At 61.5% G+C, this 21,495-nt stretch carries 22 protein-coding genes; 10 read left to right on the top strand and 12 right to left on the bottom strand.

The window, feature by feature from the left end:
• Positions 1-9: 9 nt before the first annotated feature.
• The gene (dapA, locus tag ABVN20_RS20560; RefSeq protein WP_368557523.1) at positions 10-888 is read right to left on the bottom strand and encodes a 4-hydroxy-tetrahydrodipicolinate synthase; all 879 of its coding nucleotides are present in this window, start codon (positions 886-888) and stop codon (positions 10-12) included.
• Between the two features lie 329 nt (positions 889-1,217).
• Here dapA and ABVN20_RS20555 point away from each other — a divergent pair, with 329 nt between their 5' ends.
• Both ABVN20_RS20555 and ABVN20_RS20550 read left to right on the top strand, forming a co-directional pair.
• A complete protein-coding gene (locus ABVN20_RS20555) occupies positions 1,218-1,778 on the top strand; it encodes a glycine cleavage system protein R (protein ID WP_368557522.1) in 561 nt (186 codons plus the stop codon).
• 10 nt (positions 1,779-1,788) lie between these two features.
• The gene (locus tag ABVN20_RS20550) at positions 1,789-2,262 is read left to right on the top strand and encodes a peroxiredoxin (RefSeq protein WP_368557521.1); all 474 of its coding nucleotides are present in this window, start codon (positions 1,789-1,791) and stop codon (positions 2,260-2,262) included.
• Positions 2,263-2,375: 113 nt separating this feature from the next.
• On the opposite strand, the gene ABVN20_RS20545 is transcribed toward ABVN20_RS20550, so the two are convergent.
• A complete protein-coding gene (locus tag ABVN20_RS20545; RefSeq protein ID WP_368557520.1) occupies positions 2,376-3,446 on the bottom strand; it encodes an AI-2E family transporter in 1,071 nt (356 codons plus the stop codon).
• Between the two features lie 32 nt (positions 3,447-3,478).
• A complete protein-coding gene (locus ABVN20_RS20540) occupies positions 3,479-3,718 on the bottom strand; it encodes a sulfurtransferase TusA family protein (protein ID WP_368557519.1) in 240 nt (79 codons plus the stop codon).
• A 98-nt stretch (positions 3,719-3,816) separates the two neighbouring features.
• On the opposite strand from ABVN20_RS20540, the gene ABVN20_RS20535 reads away from it, so the two are divergent.
• Positions 3,817-5,250 (top strand): M48 family metalloprotease, encoded by a 1,434-nt coding sequence (locus ABVN20_RS20535; RefSeq protein WP_368557518.1) that lies wholly within the window; start codon positions 3,817-3,819, stop codon positions 5,248-5,250.
• A 167-nt stretch (positions 5,251-5,417) separates the two neighbouring features.
• On the opposite strand, the gene ABVN20_RS20530 is transcribed toward ABVN20_RS20535, so the two are convergent.
• The 4 genes from ABVN20_RS20530 to rpoE all read right to left on the bottom strand — a co-directional run bounded on the left by ABVN20_RS20530 (position 5,418) and on the right by rpoE (position 9,189).
• The gene (locus ABVN20_RS20530; protein ID WP_368557517.1) at positions 5,418-6,842 is read right to left on the bottom strand and encodes a DegQ family serine endoprotease; all 1,425 of its coding nucleotides are present in this window, start codon (positions 6,840-6,842) and stop codon (positions 5,418-5,420) included.
• A 181-nt stretch (positions 6,843-7,023) separates the two neighbouring features.
• Positions 7,024-7,980, bottom strand: a complete 957-nt coding sequence (locus ABVN20_RS20525; RefSeq protein ID WP_368557516.1) for a MucB/RseB C-terminal domain-containing protein — start codon at positions 7,978-7,980, stop codon at positions 7,024-7,026.
• An 8-nt stretch (positions 7,981-7,988) separates the two neighbouring features.
• Positions 7,989-8,576: a sigma-E factor negative regulatory protein gene (locus tag ABVN20_RS20520; protein WP_368557515.1), complete on the bottom strand. Its 588-nt coding sequence runs from the start codon at positions 8,574-8,576 to the stop codon at positions 7,989-7,991.
• A 31-nt stretch (positions 8,577-8,607) separates the two neighbouring features.
• Positions 8,608-9,189, bottom strand: a complete 582-nt coding sequence (gene rpoE / locus ABVN20_RS20515; protein WP_003172477.1) for an RNA polymerase sigma factor RpoE — start codon at positions 9,187-9,189, stop codon at positions 8,608-8,610.
• A gap of 557 nt (positions 9,190-9,746) precedes the next feature.
• Between rpoE and nadB the strand changes: the two genes are divergently transcribed.
• Positions 9,747-11,363 carry an L-aspartate oxidase gene (gene nadB, locus ABVN20_RS20510; protein WP_368557514.1) on the top strand — a complete coding sequence of 539 codons (1,617 nt, stop codon included), beginning with the start codon at positions 9,747-9,749 and terminating at the stop codon, positions 11,361-11,363.
• Here the strand turns inward: nadB and ABVN20_RS20505 are convergent.
• Together ABVN20_RS20505 and ABVN20_RS20500 are read right to left on the bottom strand one after the other, a co-directional pair.
• Positions 11,332-11,784, bottom strand: coding sequence for a protein YgfX (locus ABVN20_RS20505; protein ID WP_368557513.1), 453 nt, complete (start codon positions 11,782-11,784; stop codon positions 11,332-11,334). The two genes, nadB and ABVN20_RS20505, sit on opposite strands and share 32 nt — an antisense overlap.
• Positions 11,768-12,022, bottom strand: a complete 255-nt coding sequence (locus tag ABVN20_RS20500) for a succinate dehydrogenase assembly factor 2 (RefSeq protein ID WP_007930227.1) — start codon at positions 12,020-12,022, stop codon at positions 11,768-11,770. Before ABVN20_RS20500 ends, ABVN20_RS20505 begins: the two co-directional genes overlap by 17 nt.
• Before the next feature lie 149 nt (positions 12,023-12,171).
• Here ABVN20_RS20500 and ABVN20_RS20495 point away from each other — a divergent pair, with 149 nt between their 5' ends.
• Positions 12,172-13,113: a folate-binding protein YgfZ gene (locus ABVN20_RS20495; RefSeq protein WP_368557512.1), complete on the top strand. Its 942-nt coding sequence runs from the start codon at positions 12,172-12,174 to the stop codon at positions 13,111-13,113.
• Positions 13,114-13,147: 34 nt separating this feature from the next.
• Positions 13,148-13,969 (top strand): HDOD domain-containing protein, encoded by an 822-nt coding sequence (locus ABVN20_RS20490; RefSeq protein WP_368557511.1) that lies wholly within the window; start codon positions 13,148-13,150, stop codon positions 13,967-13,969.
• A gap of 189 nt (positions 13,970-14,158) precedes the next feature.
• On the opposite strand, the gene ABVN20_RS20485 is transcribed toward ABVN20_RS20490, so the two are convergent.
• Positions 14,159-15,544, bottom strand: coding sequence for a sensor histidine kinase (locus ABVN20_RS20485; protein WP_368557510.1), 1,386 nt, complete (start codon positions 15,542-15,544; stop codon positions 14,159-14,161).
• Positions 15,537-16,208 carry a response regulator gene (locus ABVN20_RS20480; RefSeq protein WP_368557509.1) on the bottom strand — a complete coding sequence of 224 codons (672 nt, stop codon included), beginning with the start codon at positions 16,206-16,208 and terminating at the stop codon, positions 15,537-15,539. The genes ABVN20_RS20485 and ABVN20_RS20480 overlap by 8 nt, the downstream gene beginning before the upstream one ends.
• 398 nt (positions 16,209-16,606) lie before the next feature.
• On the opposite strand from ABVN20_RS20480, the gene ABVN20_RS20475 reads away from it, so the two are divergent.
• The 4 genes from ABVN20_RS20475 to ABVN20_RS20460 are packed head-to-tail and all read left to right on the top strand — an operon-like array spanning position 16,607 to position 20,650.
• Positions 16,607-17,584, top strand: coding sequence for a Bug family tripartite tricarboxylate transporter substrate binding protein (locus ABVN20_RS20475; RefSeq protein ID WP_368557508.1), 978 nt, complete (start codon positions 16,607-16,609; stop codon positions 17,582-17,584).
• Between the two features lie 58 nt (positions 17,585-17,642).
• Positions 17,643-18,101 (top strand): tripartite tricarboxylate transporter TctB family protein, encoded by a 459-nt coding sequence (locus ABVN20_RS20470; protein ID WP_368557507.1) that lies wholly within the window; start codon positions 17,643-17,645, stop codon positions 18,099-18,101.
• A 1-nt stretch (position 18,102) separates the two neighbouring features.
• Positions 18,103-19,617 carry a tripartite tricarboxylate transporter permease gene (locus tag ABVN20_RS20465; protein ID WP_368557506.1) on the top strand — a complete coding sequence of 505 codons (1,515 nt, stop codon included), beginning with the start codon at positions 18,103-18,105 and terminating at the stop codon, positions 19,615-19,617.
• Complete coding sequence (locus tag ABVN20_RS20460) at positions 19,610-20,650, top strand: AbrB family transcriptional regulator (RefSeq protein WP_368557505.1); 1,041 nt, start codon at positions 19,610-19,612, stop codon at positions 20,648-20,650. Before ABVN20_RS20465 ends, ABVN20_RS20460 begins: the two co-directional genes overlap by 8 nt.
• Before the next feature lie 84 nt (positions 20,651-20,734).
• On the opposite strand, the gene ung is transcribed toward ABVN20_RS20460, so the two are convergent.
• Positions 20,735-21,427: a uracil-DNA glycosylase gene (gene ung, locus ABVN20_RS20455; RefSeq protein WP_368557504.1), complete on the bottom strand. Its 693-nt coding sequence runs from the start codon at positions 21,425-21,427 to the stop codon at positions 20,735-20,737.
• Positions 21,428-21,495 lie beyond the last annotated feature (68 nt).

Below are 21,495 nucleotides of genomic sequence, written 5' to 3'. Positions count from 1 at the left end.
CTTCCTCAATTAAACCAGGACGCCGGACTGGCGCATGGCCTGCCGCAGCGGTTCGTGACAGGCGGCACTGAGCCAGGTGAGCGGCAGACGGATACCGTCCGGCATCAGGCCCATCTCGTGCAGTGCCCATTTCACGGGAATAGGGTTGGATTCGATAAACAGGGTTTTATTGAGCGGCATGAGCTTTTCATGGATCGCGCGAGCCGTGACAGCGTCGCCCTTGAGCGCGGCGTTGCACAGGTCGGCCATGTCGCGCGGGGCCACGTTGGCGGTCACCGAAATGTTGCCCTTGCCGCCCAGCAGGATCAGCTCGACTGCCGTGGCGTCGTCGCCGGAGAGCACGATGAAGTCCTTGCTCACGCCGTCGAGGATGGCTTTGGCACGGTCCAGGTCGCCGGTGGCTTCCTTGATACCGATGATGTTCTTCACGGTCGACAGGCGGATCACGGTCTCGGCCTGCATGTCGCACGCGGTACGGCCAGGCACGTTATAGAGGATCTGCGGGATGTCGACGGCTTCGGCAATGGCCTTGAAGTGCTGGTACAGGCCTTCCTGGGTCGGCTTGTTGTAGTACGGCGTCACCAGCAGGCAGGCATCGGCGCCAGCGGTCTTGGCGTTGGTGGTCAGTTCGATGGCTTCGCGGGTCGAGTTGGCGCCGGTGCCGGCAATGACCGGAATGCGCCCAGCGACCTGCTTGACCACGTAACGAATCACTTCGATGTGTTCATTGACGTCCAGCGTCGCCGATTCACCTGTGGTGCCGACCGCCACGATGGCGTGGGTGCCGTTTTGCAGGTGAAAGTCCACCAGTTTGCTCAGGCTGTCCCAGTCGAGACGACCCTGTGCATCCATTGGTGTGACCAGTGCCACCATACTGCCCGCAATCATGCAACCGCTCCTGCCGGAAAAAGAGAGCCGTAATGGTACTGGCGCCAAGATGCTTGTACAAGCGAAGTACTGCGCTGCCGCCATTCCCCTTGGCGCCGCTTTTCGCTACCCTTCAGACTTTGATTGGTACTGAACAGCTCCCACGCCGGGTTCCAGCCTCCATTTTCGGCATCACGAGCCCCGATCCAGCGTTGCCAGCCCCCGCTCCCGCCATACCGGAGCACCTTGCAACCCTCGGGCCCGGTATTTCCGAATTCGCATTCACAGGCTCGCTCCCGGTCAAAAAAGCCCTTGCAAGTATCGACCGCTCATCGTTTTAGGAACGCTGCATGTCCACCCCCACAGTTCGCGAACAATTCCTTGTCATCAGTGCCCTCGGCGCCAACCCCATGGAGCTGACTAACGTCCTGTGCCGCGCCAGCCATGAAAACCGCTGCGCCGTGGTTACCTCCCGCCTGACCCGTCACGGCGAGTGCAGTGCGCTGGTCCTCGAAGTCTCCGGCAGCTGGGACGCCCTTGCCCGCCTGGAAGGCAGCCTGCCGACCCTCGCCAAGAAGTACGCCTTCACGGCCAACGTGGTGCGTAGCGCGGCACTGGAAAACCGTCCTCAGGCCCTGCCGTACGTCGCTTACGTCAGCTCGGCCTATCGCTCCGACATCATCAACGAGTTGTGCCAGTTCTTCATGGACCACCACGTGGAGCTGGAGAACCTGACCTGCGATACCTACCAGGCACCGCAAACCGGCGGCACCATGCTCAACGCCACGTTCACCGTCACGTTGCCGGCAGGCGTACAAATCAGCTGGTTGCGCGATCAGTTCCTGGACTTCGCCGACGCCCTGAATCTGGACGCCCTGATCGAACCGTGGCGCCCACAGAACCCAATGTAAGGAAGCTTTCATGGCCGTTGCCATCGACCAACCGGTTGCCGACTTCGAAGCCCCCGCCACCAGCGGGCAGACCATTACCCTGGCCAGCCTCAAGGGCAAGCAGGTGGTGATCTACTTTTATCCGAAAGACAGCACCCCGGGTTGCACGACCCAGGGCCAGGGCTTTCGCGATCAGCTGGATGCGTTCAAGGCCGCCAACACCGAAGTGTTCGGCGTGTCCCGCGACAGCCTGAAATCCCACGAGAACTTCAAGGCCAAGCAGGGCTTCACCTTCGAGCTGATCAGCGACAAGGAAGAAGCGCTGTGCCAGCAGTTCGATGTGATCAAGCTGAAGAAGCTGTACGGCAAGGAATACATGGGCGTGGATCGCAGCACGTTCCTGATCGACAAGAACGGTGTGCTGCGCCAGGAATGGCGTGGTGTGAAAGTGCCGGGGCATGTGGATGCCGTTCTGGCGGCGGCGCAGGCGTTGAACAAGGCCTGATTTAGCGGCGTTCTTTCGGACGTCATCGCGAGCAAGCTCGCTCCTACAGGGGAATACGATCAACCTGTAGGAGCGAGCTCGCTCGCGATGAGGCCATCAGCCTCTACGAAGATTTAGAGCAACGGCGCCACCACCGGCTCATTCCGCGGCCAGGCATCCAGAACGGCCTTGAACAAGGTCGCCAGCGGAATCGCAAAGAATATCCCCCAGAACCCCCAAAGCCCGCCAAACAACAGCACCGCGCAGATGATCGCCACCGGGTGCAGGTTGACCGCCTCCGAGAACAGCAACGGTACCAGCACGTTGCCATCCAGCGTCTGGATGATCCCGTAGACCGCCATCAGGTAGATGAACTGATCGCTCCAGCCCCACTGGAACAACGCGATCAGCAGCACCGGCACGGTCACCACCACGGCCCCGACGTAGGGCACCACCACCGAGATACCGACCAGCAGCGCCAGCAACGCCGCATAATTGAGGCCCAGCACGGCAAAGCCGATGTAGGTCACGCCACCGCAGATGAAAATCTCGATGACCTTGCCACGAATGTAATTGGCGATCTGCCGGTTCATGACGTGGGCGACACGGGTGATCAGCGTGCGCTCACGGGGCAGGTAGCCACGCACCCAGCGCCCGATCATTTCCCGGTCTTTGAGGAAGAAGAACACCAGGATCGGCACCAGCACCAGGTAGATCATGATGTTGACCAGCAGCGGCAGGCTCGACAGCGAGAACGTCAGCGCCCATTGGCCAAACTTGCCGATCTCGCCACGCGCCACCTCGATGGCCTGCAGCACCTGTTCGTCGGACACCAGGTGCGGGTAACGCTCGGGCAGCAGCAACAGCAGCGACTGCCACTTAGCGAGCATGCCGGGCAATTCGTTGAACAGCGTGATCAGTTGATGCCAGAGCAAAGGCACCAGGACCACGATGAACACCATCAGCACCCCCATGAACAGCGCGAACACCAACCCCACGGCCATGCCGCCCGGCACACGCAGACGCTCGAGCGTGACCACCAGGCCTTGCATCAGGTACGCCAGCACCATTCCCGCCAACACCGGCGCCAGCATGCCGCCCAGGGTCAGGACGGCGGTGAACGCCAGAAACAGCAGGACCGCCAGCACCACCGCTTCTTCATCGGAGAAATAACGCTGAATCCAGTCGCGCAACACTTTGAACATCAAAATTCCTTACAAAACGAACACGGCAATTTTCAGGCTTTTTTCAACCAGTAGCGGTAGACGCCCGCTTCATCTTCTTCGCGCAGCAGGGTGTGACCGGCCAATCGGGCAAAGGTGCGAAAGTCGCGCTGCGACCCCGCATCGGTAGCGGTAACCTTGAGCACAGCGCCGCTGGCCATCCGATTGAGCTCCAGCTTGGCCTTGAGCAGCGGCAACGGACAATTCAGGCCACTGGCGTCCAGTTCGGCGTCATGGGCTACAGCGTCGGTCATTGCGTTACTCCGGGTGAGGTGGTCGAGCGGCTTAGAATATCTGGTCCGAAGCGTACTGTCCGGCTACAGTAAGGTCTTTGTCGATTAAGGCTTTGTGCATGACCTTTCTGCGCCCTACCCTGCTGACGCTCGCTTGCCTGCTCGCCTCACCGGGCTTCGCCGACGACCTGCCGTCACTTGGTGACGCCAGTTCTGCCATTGTCTCGCCACAACAGGAATACCAGTTGGGCCGCGCCTGGCTCGCCCTGTTGCGCAGCCAGGTCTCGCAGCTCAACGACCCACAACTCAAGGACTACGTCGAACAGAGCGTCTATCGCCTGGTGGAAACCAGCCAGGTCAACGACCGGCGCCTGGAGTTCATCCTGATCAACAGCCCGCAACTCAACGCCTTCGCAGCGCCGGGCGGGATCGTCGGGGTCAACGGCGGCCTGTTTCTCAATGCCCAGACCGAAGGCGAATATGCCTCGGTGATGGCGCACGAACTGGCCCACTTGTCCCAGCGCCACTTCGCCAGGGGTGTTGAAGCTCAACAACGCATGCAGGTGCCGATGATGGCTGCACTGCTGGCCGGCATCGTGATTGCCGCCGCCGGTGCCGGTGACGCCGGGATCGCGGCGATTGCCGGCACGCAAGCGGCGGCAATCCAGGAGCAACGTCGCTTCTCGCGCCAGAACGAGCAGGAAGCCGACCGGATCGGCATCCTCAATCTGGAAAAGGCCGGTTACGATCCACGCTCGATGCCCACCATGTTCGAACGTCTGGCGCGCCAGTATCGTTTCGACGCCAAGCCACCGGAATTCCTGCTGACTCACCCGGTCACCGAATCGCGGATTGCCGACACCCGCAACCGCGCCGAGCAGGCCAGGCCGGGCGGTATCGAAGACAGTGTGCGTTATCAGCTGATTCGGGCCCGGGTCCAACTGATCTACGAGGAAACCCCGGGCCTGGGCGCCAAACGCTTTCGCGCACAGCTGGACGAAAACCCGAAAAATGATGTGGCACGCTATGGCCTGGCCATCGCCCAGATCAAGGGCGGACAGCTCAACGAAGCGCGGGAGAACCTCAAGCAGTTGTTGGCCAAGTCGCCGAACGAGATCATCTATAACCTCGCCCAGATCGACCTGGACATCACCAACAACCGACTGCCGGACGCCCAGACCCGAGTCGACCGGATGCTCAGCCAGTACCCCGGCAACTACCCGCTCAATCAGGTGCGCGTCGACCTGCTGCTCAAGCAGAACCGTGCAGCGGATGCCGAGAAAGCCCTGGAAAACCTGCTCAAGTCCCGCCCGGACGATCCGGACGTGTGGTACATGGTGGCGGAAACTCGCGGCCTGTCAGGCAACATCATCGGCCTGCACCAGGCCCGCGCCGAATACTTCGCACTGGTCGGCGACTACCGCCAGGCCATCCAGCAACTGGACTTCGCCAAGCGCAAGGCCGGCAGCAACTTCCCGCTGTCCTCGCGCATCGACGCGCGGCAACGGGAGCTGATGGAACAGGAGCGCATGATCAAGGACATGATGGGCTAACCGCCCCCTGTAGGAGCGAGCTTGCTCGCGATGGTCGCTAACGATAATGGAGGGGTATCTGATACCCCTCGGTGTTTGTGATTCCATCGCGAGCAAGCTCGCTCCTACAGGGACTCAAAAAAAAACCGCCTCATTCGAGGCGGTTTTTTGTTCAACCAACAACCAGCTTATTCAGCCAGTTTGAAGGTGATGAAGCTGGCGCGATTCTGACGCAGGACCCGCATCGACACCGAGCGGTTCTTCGGCAGCGCCTTGGCGATGTCGGTGAACTCCTTGGCCGACCCAATCGCCTGATTGTTCAGGTGAGTGATGATGTCGCCAGGTTGCAGGCCGATCAGGGACGCAGGGCCGTCCTGAACCTCCTTGATCACCACGCCACCCTTGAGGTCGTAGGATTTCTTCTGTTCATCCGTCAGCTCCGCCACCGACACACCCAGGCGGTTGCTGCTGCGCTCGGTGCTGGATTTCGACAGTGAGGCCTGCTCGTCGCCGTCATCCGGGATGGCACCCACGGTCACTTCGACGTTTTTGCGTTTGCCTTCGCGGATCACTTCCAGGTTGGCTTTGGCACCCGCCTTCAACGCGCCCACCAGATGCGGCAAGTCGGCAGACATGACGATCGGCTGACCGTTCATGCTCAGGATCACATCGCCCACCTGCAGGCCGCCCTTGGCTGCCGGGCCGTCATCCTGGATCTGCGCCACCAGCGCACCGGCCGGTTTCTCGAGACCGAACGATTCGGCCAGGTCCTTGTTCACTTCCTGGATGACTACACCCAGCCAGCCACGGCTGACCTTGCCGCCGCTTTTGAGCTGATTGGAAACATCCATGGCCACGTCGATAGGGATCGCGAACGACACACCCATGAAGCCACCGGAACGGGTGTAGATCTGCGAGTTGATCCCCACCACTTCACCCGCCAGGTTGAACAGCGGGCCGCCGGAGTTACCCGGGTTGATCGGCACGTCGGTCTGGATGAACGGCACGTAGTTTTCGTTCGGCAGGCTGCGGCCCACGGCACTGACGATGCCCTGGGTCACGGTATGGTCGAAACCGAAGGGCGAACCGATGGCCACGACCCACTGGCCGGCCTTCAGGTCCTGGGATTTGCCGAGTTTGAGCACTGGCAGATCCTTGCCTTCGACTTTCAGCAAGGCCACGTCGGAACGAGGGTCGGTGCCTACCAGCTTGGCTTTCATCTCGCTACGGTCGGCGAGGCGAACGAGGATTTCGTCGGCATCGGCGATCACGTGGTTGTTGGTGAGAATGTAGCCATCAGGCGAAATGATGAAACCCGAACCCAGCGACTGCGCTTCACGCTGGCGACCACCGCGCGGCGAACGCTGCTGCGGCATGCCGCGCTCGAAGAACTCGCGCAGCATCGGCGGCAAGCCTTCGAGGTCGGGCATCTGGTCGCTGACCTTGCGGTCAGGCAGTTTCTGCGTGGTACTGATGTTCACCACGGCAGGCGAGGCCTGCTCGACCAGTTGCGTAAAGTCAGGCAGTTCGACTGCTTCTGCAGCAACGGCCTGCCCTAGCACCAGCACGGTGGCAAAGATAGTGAGATAAGACTTCAAGCGAGGTATCGACATACGGCTCCCGTTAAGACGAGCATGGTTAAGCGATATGGATCAAGGAACACCGGGAACGATACGCCGGTATTTTTGTTCCGGGAACAACAAACAAGGCCAGAGCCGAGGGGCTCTGACCTATAAGAAAATTCAGGGGTATTTGCAAACTGAAATGCTCACGAAACATTTCGATACTGGCTCACTACTGGGTTGCAGTGGCATTGGAGCGCATGGACAGCGCGATCCGTTCAGCGGTGCCTATGGGAATTTCACCCACCACGGTGATCATGATGTCGCCGTTGGGTGTCGTCAGGCGACGGGATACGGCAACCGTCGGGCCCAACTGAGTACGCGTATCGACGACCGACGCGCCATTCAACGGTTCGAGAAACACCGAAAAACGAGCCAGGCCATCGTCGTACATCAGGCTGCTGACTTGAGTCTTGGTCTGCGGGTCCTTGCGCGAAGTGCTGCTGGTCAATTCGAAGCCCGCTGGCAACCAGTCCGAGCGCCAGGACTGGGCAGCCTTGCCGGCTGAAGCCTTGTCGCTGTCGAGCGCGATCGCCTTGCAATCCGCGCCGGCTTGCAGCTCATTATCGGAAGGCACATCGGAGGTATTGAGCTCGGTGAACTGGAAACGCTCCAGCAACTGGCCTTTATCGTTCAGCAGCAACGACTTGAGCGGCAGGCCGGTTTCCTTGTCCAGATGCAACTCGAAACCGTAGCGGTGCTGATCGCGAGGTTTCAGGGAAACGATGACCGCCGGACGACCGGCTACGCGCGACTTGCCAATGACAGCAAGTTCATACCAGTTTTTCAGCTTTTGAGGATCGAGTGTACGAGCGGCGGAATTGGGAGAGTCCCCAAGTCCCGCCATGAGAAGCCCGCTCACGCATTGAGTACGCCCATCAACACGTACGACTTCCTGGGCAGAGCCGTCGAGCTGGAGAATCCGCTCGCGGACTTTGCCGTCCTGGACGCGATGCCAGATGTTATGGGTAGAAAAACTACCGTTACGCTCGTAAACAAAGGTGCCGTGAAAGCTTTGCTGCTGCTCGGCCTGGCCAAGACGGGTCAACCAGTCCTGAGCCTCGTCGGCGTGGGCTGGAACAATGAACCAGCCACTGAGCAGAAGCGAAAGTAGAGGTATGGCGCGCATGATCCTCCTTAACGGTTTTCCAGGCTTGCCGCACGAGCGTAAGGGAGCGCGCTCTCAGTTCCTTTCATTGCAGCCTGTTGAGCGTGTTGGCGCAAGTAACCTGGCAACCGCTGATCGTTCCAGCCCGGCTGACCTTGCAATACGCCATTGGCCATCGGGCCAGGCGCTTCCGAACTCTCACTATAGCCTGCCAATACGGCTGGGCCTTTGACCTGAGGAACGGCCAGACCTGGCTGGGAGGATTGCTGAGCCAGTTCGACACCGGCGATCTCGTCCTGGTTGTACAGGCGAACACCCGCCAATACAGCAACAGTGACCGAGGCGGCTACGGCCAGACGACCCAGGCTGCGCCATGGACCACGGGACGCTTTTGCCGGCACGGCTTCGTCAGCCAGTGCAGCAGAAACCGCCGCTGCGATATCCAGACGTGGAAGCAGCAGATCCTTGTGCATCGCTGCCCGAGCGATCTGATAACGAGCCCAGGTTTCACGGGTTTCAACATCGTCGATGGCATTCAATACCCGACGCAATTCCAATTCGTCCGCTTCGTTATCCATCACTGCGGACAGCGATTCCTGCAGGGCTTCACGACTCATGGCGTTCCTCTCTTGGCTGTCGCCGCTGTCTTTAGTTTTCCTGCAACAACGGCTGCAGGGCTTTGTCGATGGCCTCCCGGGCGCGGAAGATCCGGGAGCGCACGGTACCCACCGGACATTGCATGACGCTCGCAATGTCCTCGTAACTCAGACCATCGAATTCACGTAAAGTTAAAGCCGTACGCAAATCTTCCGGCAATTGCTGGATGGTCCGATGGACAGTGCCTTCGATCTCATCCCGCAGCAAAGCCCGTTCTGGCGACTCGAGATCCTTGAGGCCATGATCGCCATCGTAGAACTCTGCATCCTCGGAACTGACATCGCTATCCGGCGGCCGACGGCCGCGTGAAACCAGATAGTTTTTCGCCGTGTTGATGGCGATGCGGTAAAGCCACGTATAAAACGCGCTGTCTCCGCGAAAATTTCCAAGTGCACGGTACGCCTTGATGAAGGCTTCCTGCGCCACATCCTGGGCTTCATGGGTGTCGTGCACGAAACGCACGATCAACCCGAGAATTTTGTGCTGGTATTTCAGCACTAGCAGATCGAAAGCTCGCTTGTCGCCGCGTTGAACGCGCTCGACCAGCTGCTGATCCTCTTCCTGGGTTAGCATGAACTCTCCTCGATACGCTCGGAGGAAGCTTGCATAGCTAAACGACCAGACTTGCAAACATAGACTCGGGCTTTTCGCAAAAGTTCTCCCCTCCAAGCAAGTTTCCTGCGGGCTCTGATCTGGCACGCACGAAAAGCGCAGCTCGGGTTTACCCCGGCCGCGCGAATTATCTTGTCATCGGATTCGACAGTCGGAATCAAACTGCAATCCTCCACTGGCGCCGACGCTGTCCCTTGATTCAGGCAACGGACTATTGATCTTGGGCCTTTGGCAAAAGTTCCAAATATTTGTAACAGTGCCACACGGACATTGTGCAACCTGGAATGGAAAAATACTGTTAAATCCACGATACAGTCGCCTGGCCGCCAAACGGCGCTGAAAATCATCCGACGAAGCGTCAGACTGATCCTGTCACTGTAGTTTCACAATGCCATGTATGCCCGGCTATTGTGCCGATCCCCCCCTCTATATACTAGTGGGCTGTGTGGCTGCCCGACTCGCCGTTGCAGAAGTCTGGCGCCTACCCCGACCCGGGTCGCTTTGAGCGGAATCCTGAAATGAGCCAACAGTTTCAACACGATGTTCTGGTGATTGGCAGCGGCGCTGCCGGTTTGAGTCTTGCGCTGACCCTGCCCGGTCATTTGCGCATCGCCGTCTTGAGCAAAGGCGACCTCGCCAATGGCTCGACGTTCTGGGCCCAGGGCGGCGTCGCTGCGGTGCTGGATGACACCGATACCGTCGAATCCCACGTCGACGACACGCTCAATGCCGGTGGCGGCCTGTGCCACGAAGAAGCGGTGCGTTTTACCGTCGAGCACAGCAAGGAAGCGATCCAGTGGCTGATCGACCAGGGCGTCCCGTTCACCCGTGATGACCATTCCGGCAATGAAGACGGTGGTTTCGAGTTCCACCTGACCCGCGAAGGCGGCCACAGCCATCGACGCATCATCCACGCCGCCGACGCGACCGGGGCGGCGATTTTCCGCACCCTGCTCGACAAAGCCAGGGAACGCTCCAACATCGAGCTGCTGGAACAGCGGGTGGCGGTCGATCTGATCACCGAAAAACGCCTGGGCCTGGAAGGCGATCGCTGTCTCGGTGCCTACGTGCTCAATCGTGGCACCGGTGAAGTCGACACCTATGGCGCGCGTTTCGTGATCCTCGCCTCCGGTGGCGCCGCCAAGGTCTACCTCTATACCAGCAACCCGGACGGCGCCTGTGGCGATGGCATCGCCATGGCCTGGCGTTCGGGCTGCCGGGTGGCGAACCTGGAGTTCAACCAGTTTCACCCCACTTGCCTGTATCACCCACAGGCCAAGAGCTTCCTGGTCACCGAGGCCCTGCGGGGTGAAGGCGCCCACCTGAAGCTGCCCAACGGCGAGCGCTTCATGCCGCGCTTCGACCCCCGCGCCGAACTGGCCCCGCGCGACATCGTCGCCCGGGCCATCGACCATGAAATGAAGCGCCTGGGCGTGGACTGCGTCTACCTGGACATCAGCCACAAGCCGGAAGCGTTCATCAAGTCGCACTTCCCGACCGTGTACGAGCGCTGCCTCGAGTTTTCCATCGACATCACCAAACAGCCGATCCCGGTGGTGCCTGCCGCGCACTACACCTGCGGCGGCGTGATGGTCGACCAGCAGGGCCGCACCGACGTGCCGGGGCTGTATGCCATTGGCGAAACCAGCTTCACCGGCCTGCACGGCGCCAATCGCATGGCCAGCAACTCGCTGCTGGAGTGCTTCGTCTATGCGCGTTCGGCGGCAGCGGACATTGTCGAGCAGTTGCCGCAGGTGTCCATGCCCGTCGCCCTGCCCGTCTGGGACGCGAGCCAGGTCACCGACTCGGATGAAGACGTGATCATTGCGCACAACTGGGATGAATTGCGTCGGTTCATGTGGGACTACGTCGGCATCGTGCGTACCAACAAGCGCCTGGCGCGGGCGCAGCACCGCGTGCAGTTGTTGCTCGATGAAATCGACGAGTTCTACAGCAACTACAAGGTCAGTCGCGACCTGATCGAGCTGCGCAACCTGGCCCAGGTGGCCGAGCTGATGATTTTGTCGGCCATGGAGCGCAAGGAGAGTCGCGGCCTGCATTACACCCTCGACTACCCGAACATGCTGCCCGTGGCACTGGACACTATCCTGGTGCCGCCCACCTACGTCGGCTGAACGTCAGTCGGACCCGCAGGCGCCGGTGCACATCCGGCGTCAGCGAATCCGCGGGCACGCAGATCGCCCGGACTCGCCGTTCGCCGCGCAAGCGAAAGCGCAGCACCACGATCAACGGCAGCGCCAGGCTGTCCGGGCGCAACTGCACCGCCTGCCAGCCCTGCGCCTGATTCCACAGTTGCCAGCCATCCGCATCGCGACGCAAGCCGCGAAAGGCGCCGGGGTGCGTCAGCAGGATCTGCCGTGGCAGCGTCCAGGCCGCGTGCAGCAGGCAGCACAAAACGCCCGGCAGACTGGCCCAGAACGGTATGGCAAGAAGGCACAAAGCGCCCAGCGCGAACAGCTGGGCCGAGAGATACGCCGCCAGCAACCGCCGTGAGGCCTGCCAGCGGCATTCGAAGGTATTACTTGGGCTGGACACGATCCAGGATCATGCGAACCATGCGCTGCAGCTCCGGATCCTCGGACTCGCTGCGCTCCATGAACCAGCCGAACATGTCCTGGTCTTCGCATTCGAGCAGGCGCACGTAGCAGGCGCGATCCACGTCGTTGAGGTGCGGGTAGACCTCTTTCACGAACGGCACCAGCAACACGTCAAGCTCAAGCATGCCGCGGCGGCTGTGCCAGTAGAGGCGATTCAGTTCAACATCTTCGACCATGGAGCGCTCCTCAAATAGGCGGCAAGTATACAGGCCTGGCCTGTGTCGAACAGTCGGCTTTGGTCGGCTACACCCGACCTTTTGTGAACTATCCATTTCATGGTCGCCCCCTTATGATGTCACCCAGACTTTTCACCCTGCGATGTCCCATGGCCGATTCTGCTTTTTTCTGCACCCTCTCACACGAAGGCGTTCTCGCGGTTCGCGGCGTGGATGCCACCAAATACCTGCAAGGGCAGTTGACCTGCAACCTCAACTACCTGAGCGACAGCCGGGCCAGCCTGGGCGCGCGCTGCACGCAGAAAGGCCGGATGCAATCGAGTTTCCGCATCCTGCTGCAAGGGGACGGCGTGCTCATGGCCATGGCCAGCGGGCTGTTGGAGCCGCAACTGGCGGACCTGAAAAAGTACGCGGTGTTCTCCAAGTCAAAACTGACCGATGAAAGTGCCGCGTGGGTGCGTTTCGGCGTCAACCATGGCGATGCTGCCCTGATCAGCCTGGGCCTGGAATTGCCAGCCGACACCGACAGCGTCGTGCGTAACGACGAATTGATCGCCGTGCGCGTGTCACCCGGCCGTGCCGAACTCTGGGTGGCTGCCGATCAGGCCGACGCCATCAAGGGCAAATTGTCCGCCCTGCTGGCTGAAGGTGATCTCAACCAATGGCTGCTGGGCCAGATCCGCGCAGGGATTGGCCAGGTCATGGCGGGCACCCGCGAGTTGTTCATCCCACAGATGCTCAACCTGCAAGCCGTCGGTGGCGTGAGTTTCAAGAAAGGCTGCTACACCGGCCAGGAAATCGTTGCGCGCATGCAGTACCTGGGCAAACTCAAGCGCCGCTTGTATCGCCTGAGCCTTGCCGCCGATCAACTGCCGGAACCTGGCACACCGCTGTTTTCGCCGACCCATGGCAGTTCCATCGGCGAAGTGGTGATTGCCGCGAACACCGGGCACAACATTGAACTGCTGGCCGTGCTGCAAGCCGAAGCCGCAGAAAGTGGTGACGTCCATCTGGGCACACTGGAAGGGCCGGCCCTGCACTTGCTCGACCTGCCGTATGAACTGGATCGCGATCGCGAAATCCAGAGTTAACGGCAACACTTGTCGCAACACCTAGAGAACGCAAATGAGTGAGCTGGCGGATAAGATCCAACAGGATTTGGTTGAGGCCATCGACAACGATGACCTGGTTCTGCCAACGTTGCCGGAAGTGGCCATGGAGATTCGCAAGGCCGCTGAAGATCCGGAAATCAGTGTCAGTAACCTGAGCAAGGTGATCGGCCGTGACGCCGCGCTGTCCGCGCGGCTGATCAAGGTGGTCAACAGCCCGCTGCTGCGCGCGACCCAGGAAGTCACGGACCTGCACACGGCCATCACTCGTCTGGGCGTCAACTACAGCAGCAACCTGGCGATTGGCCTGGTGATGGAGCAGATTTTCCACGCGCGTTCCGACGTGGTGGAGAAAAAAATGCGTGATGTCTGGCGCAAAAGCCTGGAAATCGCCGGGGTCAGCTACGCGCTGTGCCGCACTTATACCCAACTCAAGCCCGATCAGGCCGCGCTCGGTGGGCTGGTGCATCAGATTGGCGTATTGCCGATCCTGACCTACGCCGAAGATCACTTCGAGCTGCTGTCAGACCCGGTCAGCCTCAACCACGTCATTGACCATATCCACCCGGTGCTGGGCGAAAAGCTGCTGCGGGTCTGGGAGTTCCCGGAAATGCTGGTGCAGGTTCCGGGGCTGTACCTGGATTTCAAGCGCGAATCCGAGCACGCCGATTACGTCGATCTGGTGCAGGTGGCCAGCCTGTATTGCTACAAGGACACCGATCACGCCATTGCCCGGATCGACCCGTTCAGCGTGCCGGCGTTCAAAAAGCTGGGGATTGACCCGGAAAACGAAGCGATGTGCAGCGATCTTGAAGAGTCACGGTCGATGTTTTATTGATCGACCGCGTCGCCTGCATCGCGAGCAAGCTCGCTCCTACAGGTTTCATGCAAGGCTTTTGATTTTGATCTTCTGTGGGAGCGGGCTTGCCCGCGATGGTCGTCAACGATAACGCTGGCTGTCTGATTCCCAACGGTGTCTGGGGCACCATCGCGAGCATGCTCGCTCCTACAGGTTGGTCAACGGGCCTTAGCCGGCAATAAAGCTCACGCGCACCTTCAAACCGGCCTGTTCGCCATCGTGCAGGCTGATCTGCGCCAGGTGCGCGCGGCAAATTTCGCCGACGATCGCCAGGCCAAGGCCGGAGCCGGCGACTTGCTGGTTGCGTCGGTAGAAGCGCTCGAACACCCGGTCGCGCTCCTCCAGGGGAATTCCCGGCCCATCGTCCTCGACTTCCAGCACCGCCGGTGCCGACACCCGCAGGATCACATTGCCGCCGGGCGGCGTATGGGCCAGGGCGTTGTCCACCAGATTGCTCAACAGCTCGTTGAGCAGCGTAGGCTCGCCGCGCAGCCAGACCGGCTCGTCCGCCTCCAGCGCCAGGGCGACACCGCGGGCGTGGGCCAGCGGCGCCATGGCCATGCCCAGCTCGCGGGCCAGTTGGCTGAGGTCGAGCAACTGCGCGCCGCCTTCGGCGATGGCTCGGGCGCCGTTCTCGACCCGCGCCAGCGACAGCAACTGATTGGCCAGGTGGGTCAGACGGTCGGTACCCTGGGCCGCCGTTTGCAGGGTGTCGCGCCAGGTCTGCGGCTCGCTGGAACGCAGTCCCAGTTCCAGCCGCGCCTTGAGCGCCGCCAGTGGCGTGCGCAGTTCATGGGCGGCATCGGCGATGAATTGCGCCTGGCGCTCGAACTGGCCGCGCAGGCGCTCAGTGAAGTGGTTGAGCGCCCGCACCAGTGGCCACAACTCGTGCTGCACTTCCACCAGCGGCAATGGCCGCAAATCGTCGGGTTGCCGCTCTTCCACCGCCGTGCGCAAACGCTCCAGCGGACGCAGCGCGGCGCTCACGGCGAACCACACCATCAACAGTGCACCAATCGCCAGCATGCCCAGGCGCAGCAAGGTATCGGCCGCCAGGCTGCGGGCCATGCTGACCCGGGCTTCATCGGTTTCGGCCACGCGGATTTCCGCCATGCCGTTCATGTTCGGCTCGCTCACCGGCTTGAGCAGGCTGACCACCCGCACGTTCTGCCCCTGATAGGTGGCATTGTAGAAGCGGGCGAGCGCCGGGTAATCATCGGTGCGTGGCGTGCCGGGCGGTGGTGGCGGCAGGTTTTCGTAGCCGGAAATCAGCTTCTGGTTGATGTCGTTGACCAGGTAGAAAATCCGTCCGGCGCTGTCGTAGGCGAAAGTGTCCAGGGCCACGTAGGGCACGTCGGCGCTGAGGCTGCCATCGCGTGACGACACGCCAGCGGCAATGGTCCGCGCCGAGGCCAGCAAGGTGCGGTCATAGGCGGTGTCGGCGGCTTCGCGCCCGTTCCAGTAAGCACTCAAGCCACTGGCCAGCATCAACACCACCAGCAGCGACGCCAGGTTCCACAGCAACCGCCAGCGCAGGCTGCTGGGCTTATGCATCGCGGCTTTCCAGCAGGTAGCCGAGCCCACGGAACGTCACGATGGCAATCGGCTGGCCGTCGAGTTTCTTGCGCAAACGGTGCACGTAGATCTCGATGGCGTCGGGGCTGGCCTCTTCATCCAGGCCGAACACCTGAGCCGCCAGTTGTTCCTTGCTCATTACCCGACCCGGACGGGCGATCAGCGCTTCGAGCACCGCCTGCTCGCGGGAGGTCAGCGTCAGCAGTTCGTCGCCCAGGGTGAAGCGGCGCGTGTCCAGGTCGTAGGCCAGCACGCCGCAGGTCTGCAGCCGCTCGCCGCCGAGCACGCTGCGGCGCAGCAACGCCTTGACCCGGGCTTCGAGCTCGGTCAGCTCGAAAGGTTTGGCCAGGTAATCGTCGGCGCCCAGGTTGAGGCCGTGAACCCGGTCCTTGACGTCGCTACGGGCGGTCAGCATCAGCACCGGCAGGTTCTTGCCGCGGGTGCGCAAACGCGCCAGCACTTCAAAACCATCCATGCGTGGCAGGCCGACGTCGAGGATCGCCATGGCGTACTCCTCGCTGCTCAATGCCAGGTCGGCGGCCACGCCGTCATGCAGCACATCCACGGTCAGGCCGGTGCTCTTGAGTGCCTGGGCGACACTTTCAGCCAACTGCAGATGGTCTTCGACGAGCAGAACACGCATGGATTTTTACCTCATTGGGGATGTTCAACCGCGCGGAGTGTACCGCCGCATCCGTCGCTGTGAAGCCCTAAAAATCGCCAAAGGCCGGTTGAAAGGTTGCTGAAAGCCTACTGAAAGGTTAGCGAAAGGTTCGCTGGTTAGAGTCAGGTAACGGAATGTTTCTGTCTGCCCATTCCGGCCATTTGTTGCTGCGCCCGAAAAACGCCACGAAGCGTTTTCACCAATAAGAACAATAACCGAGGTATCGCGCCATGCTGTCCACACAGCTTCAGGCTTCCACGCCGCCCTCCTTTGTCCGCACCCCATCGTTTACGCGTGTCAGCGCCGATTTCGGCTGCGCTACGCGAAATCGCCGCACCTGAAACATCCCAAAAACAACAACTCCCGTGGAGATAACCATGAATAGATCACTGCGCCGTTTCGCCCTCGCCGCCAGCTGCGTGCTGTTCGCCGGCCAACTGATGGCCGAGCCGAAACGCCCGGAATGCATCGCCCCTGCCTCGCCGGGCGGTGGTTTCGACCTGACCTGCAAACTGGCGCAGAGCGCGCTGGTCAACGAAAAACTGCTGACCAAGCCGATGCGCGTGACCTACATGCCCGGTGGTGTTGGCGCAGTGGCATACAACGCGGTCGTGGCGCAGCGCCCGGCCGACGCCGGCACCCTGGTGGCCTGGTCGAGCGGCTCGCTGCTGAACCTGGCCCAGGGCAAGTTCGGTCGTTTCGATGAAAACGCCGTGCGCTGGCTGGCGGCAGTCGGCACCAGCTACGGCGCCATCGCGGTGAAAAACGATTCGCCCTACAAGTCCCTGGACGATCTGGTCAAGGCGCTGAAGAAAGATCCAAGCTCGGTGGTGATCGGTTCCGGCGGCACCGTCGGCAGCCAGGACTGGATGCAAACCGCACTGATCGCCAAGGCCGCCGGGATCAACCCACGTGACCTGCGTTACGTCGCCCTCGAAGGCGGCGGTGAAATCGCCACCGCACTGCTCGGCGGCCACATCCAGGTCGGCAGTACCGACATCTCCGACTCCATGCCGCACATCCTCAGCGGTGACATGCGCCTGCTGGCGGTGTTCTCCGACAAGCGCCTGGACGAGCCGGAAATGAAAGACATCCCGACCGCCAAGGAACAAGGCTACGACATCGTCTGGCCGGTGGTTCGCGGCTTCTACCTGGGGCCGAAGGTCAGCGATGAAGACTACGCCTGGTGGAAAGAGTCCTTCGACAAACTGCTGGCCTCCGACGAGTTCGCCAAGCTGCGCGATCAGCGCGAGCTGTTCCCGTTCGCCATGACCGGCCCGGAGCTGGACACCTACGTGAAGAAACAGGTGGCCGACTACAAAGTGCTGGCCAAAGAGTTCGGCCTGATTCAGTGATCGTCTCTGTCTAGCGGCTGCGGCCCCGCCTGGCGGGGCCGTGGCACAGGAGTTTGCCATGCTCTTACAACGTGTTTTTGCCTCGGTGCTGCTACTGGTCTGTCTGGGCCTGGCGCTGATGGCCTGGCCTTATCAGGCCGAATATTCCTATGAACCGGTGGGGCCTCGGGCCTTTCCTCTGCTGATGCTGGGGCTGATGGGCTGTGCGCTGCTGTACATGGCGTTTCGTCCGACACCCATCGTGCACAGCGAAGACGACCCGCAACTGGACCGTGAAACCCTGAACAAGATCGGCCTGTGCGTCGTGCTCTTGCTGATCTTCGCCGGGCTGTTCGAGCCCCTGGGTTTCATCCTCAGCAGCATCCTGATCGGTATCCCCATGGCCCGCCTGTATGGCGGTCGCTGGCTGCCCAGCGTGGTGGTCACCACGTTCATGGCGATTGGTCTGTACCTGCTGTTCGACAAGTTGATGGACGTGCCGCTGCCATTGGGCCTGCTCGAGTTCCTGGAGAACTGATATGGATACGCTTGGCTATTTGGGCCAGGGTTTCGGCGTTGCGCTGAGCCCTTACAACCTGGTGACGGCGCTGACCGGCACCCTGATCGGCACCGTCGTCGGCCTGTTGCCGGGCCTGGGCCCGATCAACGGCGTGGCATTGCTGATCCCGATCGCTTTCGCCCTCGGCCTGCCACCGGAGTCGGCACTGATCCTGTTGGCGGCGGTGTACCTGGGTTGCGAGTACGGCGGGCGGATCAGCTCGATCCTGCTGAACATCCCCGGCGAAGCTTCCACCGTGATGACCACCCTGGACGGCTACCCGATGGCGCGCAAGGGCCTAGCTGGCGTGGCGTTGTCGCTGTCGGCGTGGAGTTCGTTCATCGGTGCGTTCATTGCCACCTGCGGCATGGTGCTGTTCGCGCCGCTGCTGGCGAAATGGGCGATTGCCTTCGGGCCGGCGGAATATTTCGTACTGATGGTGTTCGCGATTGTCTGCCTGGGCGGCATGGCCGGTGATCGTCCGCTGAAGACGTTCATCGCCGCGTTGATCGGCCTGTTCCTGTCGACGGTCGGCATCGACGCCAACAGCGGCGTGTACCGTTTCACCGGGGACAACATTCACCTCACCGACGGCATTCAGTTCGTGGTGCTGGTGCTGGGCCTGTTCTCCATCAGTGAAATCCTGCTGCTGCTGGAAAAAACCCATCGCGGCCAGGAAGCGGTGAAAGCCACCGGGCGCATGATGTTCAACCTCAAGGAAGCGTCGGCGGTGTTCATCGTGAACCTGCGTTGCGGCCTGTTCGGTTTCATCATGGGCGTGCTGCCGGGTGCCGGCGCAACGCTGGCCAGCGCCGTGGCCTACATGACCGAAAAACGCATCGCTGGCGCCAAGGGCACCTTCGGCCAGGGCGACATGCGCGGCCTGGCAGCACCGGAAACCGCCATCGGCGCTTCGGCGTGCGGCGCGCTGGTACCGATGCTGACCCTCGGCGTGCCAGGTTCGGGCACCACTGCGGTGATGATCGGCGCCCTGTCGCTGTACAACATCACCCCGGGCCCGCTGCTGTTCCAACAGCAACCGGACATCGTCTGGGGCCTGATCGCTTCGTTGTTCATCGCCAACATCATGCTGGTGATCCTCAACATCCCGATGATCCGCATCTTCACCCGCATCCTCGCCGTGCCGAACTGGGCACTGGTGCCGGTGATCGCCATCATCACCGGGATCGGCGTCTACGCAGTGCACGCGACCACCTTCGACCTGTTCCTGATGGTCGGCATCGGCATCTTCGGCTACATCTTGCGCAAGATGGATTTCCCGTTGTCGCCAGTGCTGCTGGGCTTCATCCTCGGTGGCCTGATGGAGCAGAACCTGCGTCGCGCCCTGTCGATCTCCAACGGTGCGCTGGAAATCCTCTGGTCGAGCCCGATCACCGTCGGTGTCTGGGTGCTGACCATCGTGATGCTGTCGCTGCCGCTGCTGCGGATCTGGCGTAAACGTTCGCTCGCTCGTCGCGCGGTTGCCGATGTCTGATCGAACACCCTTGAGCGCCTGGTGGGGCACGCCGCTGGTCGGCGCGCTGGGCGGTTACCTGGCCAGCCTGGTGGGCTGGCCGCTGCCATGGATGGTCGGCTCGCTACTGGCGATCATCCTGGTGCGCTGCCTCACGCCGTGGCAACTGGCGGAAATCCCAGGCGGCCGCAAGTGCGGCCAATGGGTGGTCGGCATTGGCATTGGACTGCACTTCACCCCGGTGGTGATCGAGCAGGTCATGAGCCACTTCGGCCTGATCTTCTTCGGTGCGCTGGTCACCAGCCTGTCCGCCGTGGTCGGCGTGTGGTTGATGCGGCGCACCGGCGAGGATCGCGCCACCGCGTTTTTCTCCAGCATGCCGGGCGGTTCCGGCGAGATGGTCAACCTCGGTGCGCGTAACGGCGCGGTGCTCAGCCGTGTCGCGGCGGGCCAGAGCCTGCGGGTGCTGGTGGTGGTGCTGTGCGTACCGGCTGCCTTCAAGTACCTGCTGGGGGACGGCGCACCGGTGTTTCATCCAGCCGCCGTCAATTGGTGGTGGCTGGCCATCCTGTTCCCGGCGGGCGCTTTGGCGGCCTGGCTGTGGCAACGTCTGCGCCAACCCAACCCGTGGCTGTTCGGGCCGCTGCTGGTTACGGCGGCGGTGAGCATCGCCTGGGACTTGCACATCAGCCTGCCCAACGGCGGCAGCCAGATTGGCCAGTGGCTGATCGGCAGTGGCCTGGGCTGTCATTTCAACCGGCAGTTTTTCCGCCGCGCGCCCTCATTCATGGGCCGTACCCTGATCGGCACGGCGCTGACCATGCTGATCGCCACGGCGGCGGCATTGGGCTTGAGTGCGTTGACGCATTTGGACCTGCGCTCGCTGACCCTGGGCATGATGCCCGGCGGGATCGCGGAGATGAGCCTGACGGCCGAGACCCTGCAATTGTCGGTACCGCTGGTGACGGCGATGCAGGTGATGCGGTTGTTGTTCGTGCTGTTCTTGGCGGAGCCGTTGTTTCGGTATTGGAATCGGGATTCCGCTTCGGACTGAAATCTGGGTGAATCAATCGCGAGCAGGCTCGCTCCCACATTGGAATGCATTTTCCTGTGGGAGCGAGCCTGCTCGCGATTTTTTTTAGAGCGGCGGCAACCGCCACTCGATCGGCGTCTCGCCATTCTGCTCGAGAAACTTGTTGGTCCGGCTGAAGTGCCCGCAACCCAGAAAGCCCCGATACGCCGACAACGGCGACGGGTGCACCGAGGTCAGCACCAGGTGCTTGGTGGCATCGATCAGCTTCTGTTTGCTCTGGGCATGGGAGCCCCACAGCATGAACACCAGGTGCGGCTGTTGCTGGCTGACCACTTCGATGATCCGATCGGTGAAAAACTGCCAGCCCTTGTCCTTGTGCGCGTTGGCGTTGGCGCGCTCCACGGTCATGGTGGTGTTGAGCATCAGCACGCCCTGGTCGGCCCAGCTTTGCAGGTAGCCGTGATTGGGGATGTCGATGTTCAGGTCGCGCTTGAGCTCTTTATAGATGTTCACCAGCGACGGCGGCGCCGGCACGCCCGGCTGCACCGAGAAGCACAGGCCATGGGCCTGGCCCGGGCCGTGATACGGGTCCTGGCCGAGGATGACCACCTTGACCTTGTCCAGCGGCGTGGAATTGAGCGCGTTGAAAATCAGCGGGCCCGGTGGATAGATCTCTTTGCCGGCCGCGCGCTCCTGTTGCAGGAAATTGCGCAACTCTGCCATGTAGGGCTGGTCGAACTCAGCACGCAGTGCCTCCTTCCAGCTCGGTTCGAGTTTGATACGGTCGTCAGCAGTCATGGTCATACCCGGCAAAAACAATGGGGCGAACCCTAGGAAAGCCCATCACGCTTGTCAATTGATCTGAC

It is taken from the genome of Pseudomonas sp. MYb118 (assembly GCF_040947875.1).
GTDB lineage: Bacteria > Pseudomonadota > Gammaproteobacteria > Pseudomonadales > Pseudomonadaceae > Aquipseudomonas.
Note: the sequence above shows the minus strand (reverse complement) of the source record. Positions and strands in the feature narration are given on the sequence as shown.

Coding starts and splice junctions, on each gene's coding strand:
- dapA (WP_368557523.1), bottom strand. CDS start 888: ATGATTGCGGGCAGTATGGTGGCACTGGTCACACCAATGGATGCACAG.
- ABVN20_RS20555 (WP_368557522.1), top strand. CDS start 1,218: ATGTCCACCCCCACAGTTCGCGAACAATTCCTTGTCATCAGTGCCCTC.
- ABVN20_RS20550 (WP_368557521.1), top strand. CDS start 1,789: ATGGCCGTTGCCATCGACCAACCGGTTGCCGACTTCGAAGCCCCCGCC.
- ABVN20_RS20545 (WP_368557520.1), bottom strand. CDS start 3,446: ATGTTCAAAGTGTTGCGCGACTGGATTCAGCGTTATTTCTCCGATGAA.
- ABVN20_RS20540 (WP_368557519.1), bottom strand. CDS start 3,718: ATGACCGACGCTGTAGCCCATGACGCCGAACTGGACGCCAGTGGCCTG.
- ABVN20_RS20535 (WP_368557518.1), top strand. CDS start 3,817: ATGACCTTTCTGCGCCCTACCCTGCTGACGCTCGCTTGCCTGCTCGCC.
- ABVN20_RS20530 (WP_368557517.1), bottom strand. CDS start 6,842: ATGTCGATACCTCGCTTGAAGTCTTATCTCACTATCTTTGCCACCGTG.
- ABVN20_RS20525 (WP_368557516.1), bottom strand. CDS start 7,980: ATGCGCGCCATACCTCTACTTTCGCTTCTGCTCAGTGGCTGGTTCATT.
- ABVN20_RS20520 (WP_368557515.1), bottom strand. CDS start 8,576: ATGAGTCGTGAAGCCCTGCAGGAATCGCTGTCCGCAGTGATGGATAAC.
- rpoE (WP_003172477.1), bottom strand. CDS start 9,189: ATGCTAACCCAGGAAGAGGATCAGCAGCTGGTCGAGCGCGTTCAACGC.
- nadB (WP_368557514.1), top strand. CDS start 9,747: ATGAGCCAACAGTTTCAACACGATGTTCTGGTGATTGGCAGCGGCGCT.
- ABVN20_RS20500 (WP_007930227.1), bottom strand. CDS start 12,022: ATGGTCGAAGATGTTGAACTGAATCGCCTCTACTGGCACAGCCGCCGC.
- ABVN20_RS20495 (WP_368557512.1), top strand. CDS start 12,172: ATGGCCGATTCTGCTTTTTTCTGCACCCTCTCACACGAAGGCGTTCTC.
- ABVN20_RS20490 (WP_368557511.1), top strand. CDS start 13,148: ATGAGTGAGCTGGCGGATAAGATCCAACAGGATTTGGTTGAGGCCATC.
- ABVN20_RS20485 (WP_368557510.1), bottom strand. CDS start 15,544: ATGCATAAGCCCAGCAGCCTGCGCTGGCGGTTGCTGTGGAACCTGGCG.
- ABVN20_RS20480 (WP_368557509.1), bottom strand. CDS start 16,208: ATGCGTGTTCTGCTCGTCGAAGACCATCTGCAGTTGGCTGAAAGTGTC.
- ABVN20_RS20475 (WP_368557508.1), top strand. CDS start 16,607: ATGAATAGATCACTGCGCCGTTTCGCCCTCGCCGCCAGCTGCGTGCTG.
- ABVN20_RS20470 (WP_368557507.1), top strand. CDS start 17,643: ATGCTCTTACAACGTGTTTTTGCCTCGGTGCTGCTACTGGTCTGTCTG.
- ABVN20_RS20465 (WP_368557506.1), top strand. CDS start 18,103: ATGGATACGCTTGGCTATTTGGGCCAGGGTTTCGGCGTTGCGCTGAGC.
- ABVN20_RS20460 (WP_368557505.1), top strand. CDS start 19,610: ATGTCTGATCGAACACCCTTGAGCGCCTGGTGGGGCACGCCGCTGGTC.
- ung (WP_368557504.1), bottom strand. CDS start 21,427: ATGACTGCTGACGACCGTATCAAACTCGAACCGAGCTGGAAGGAGGCA.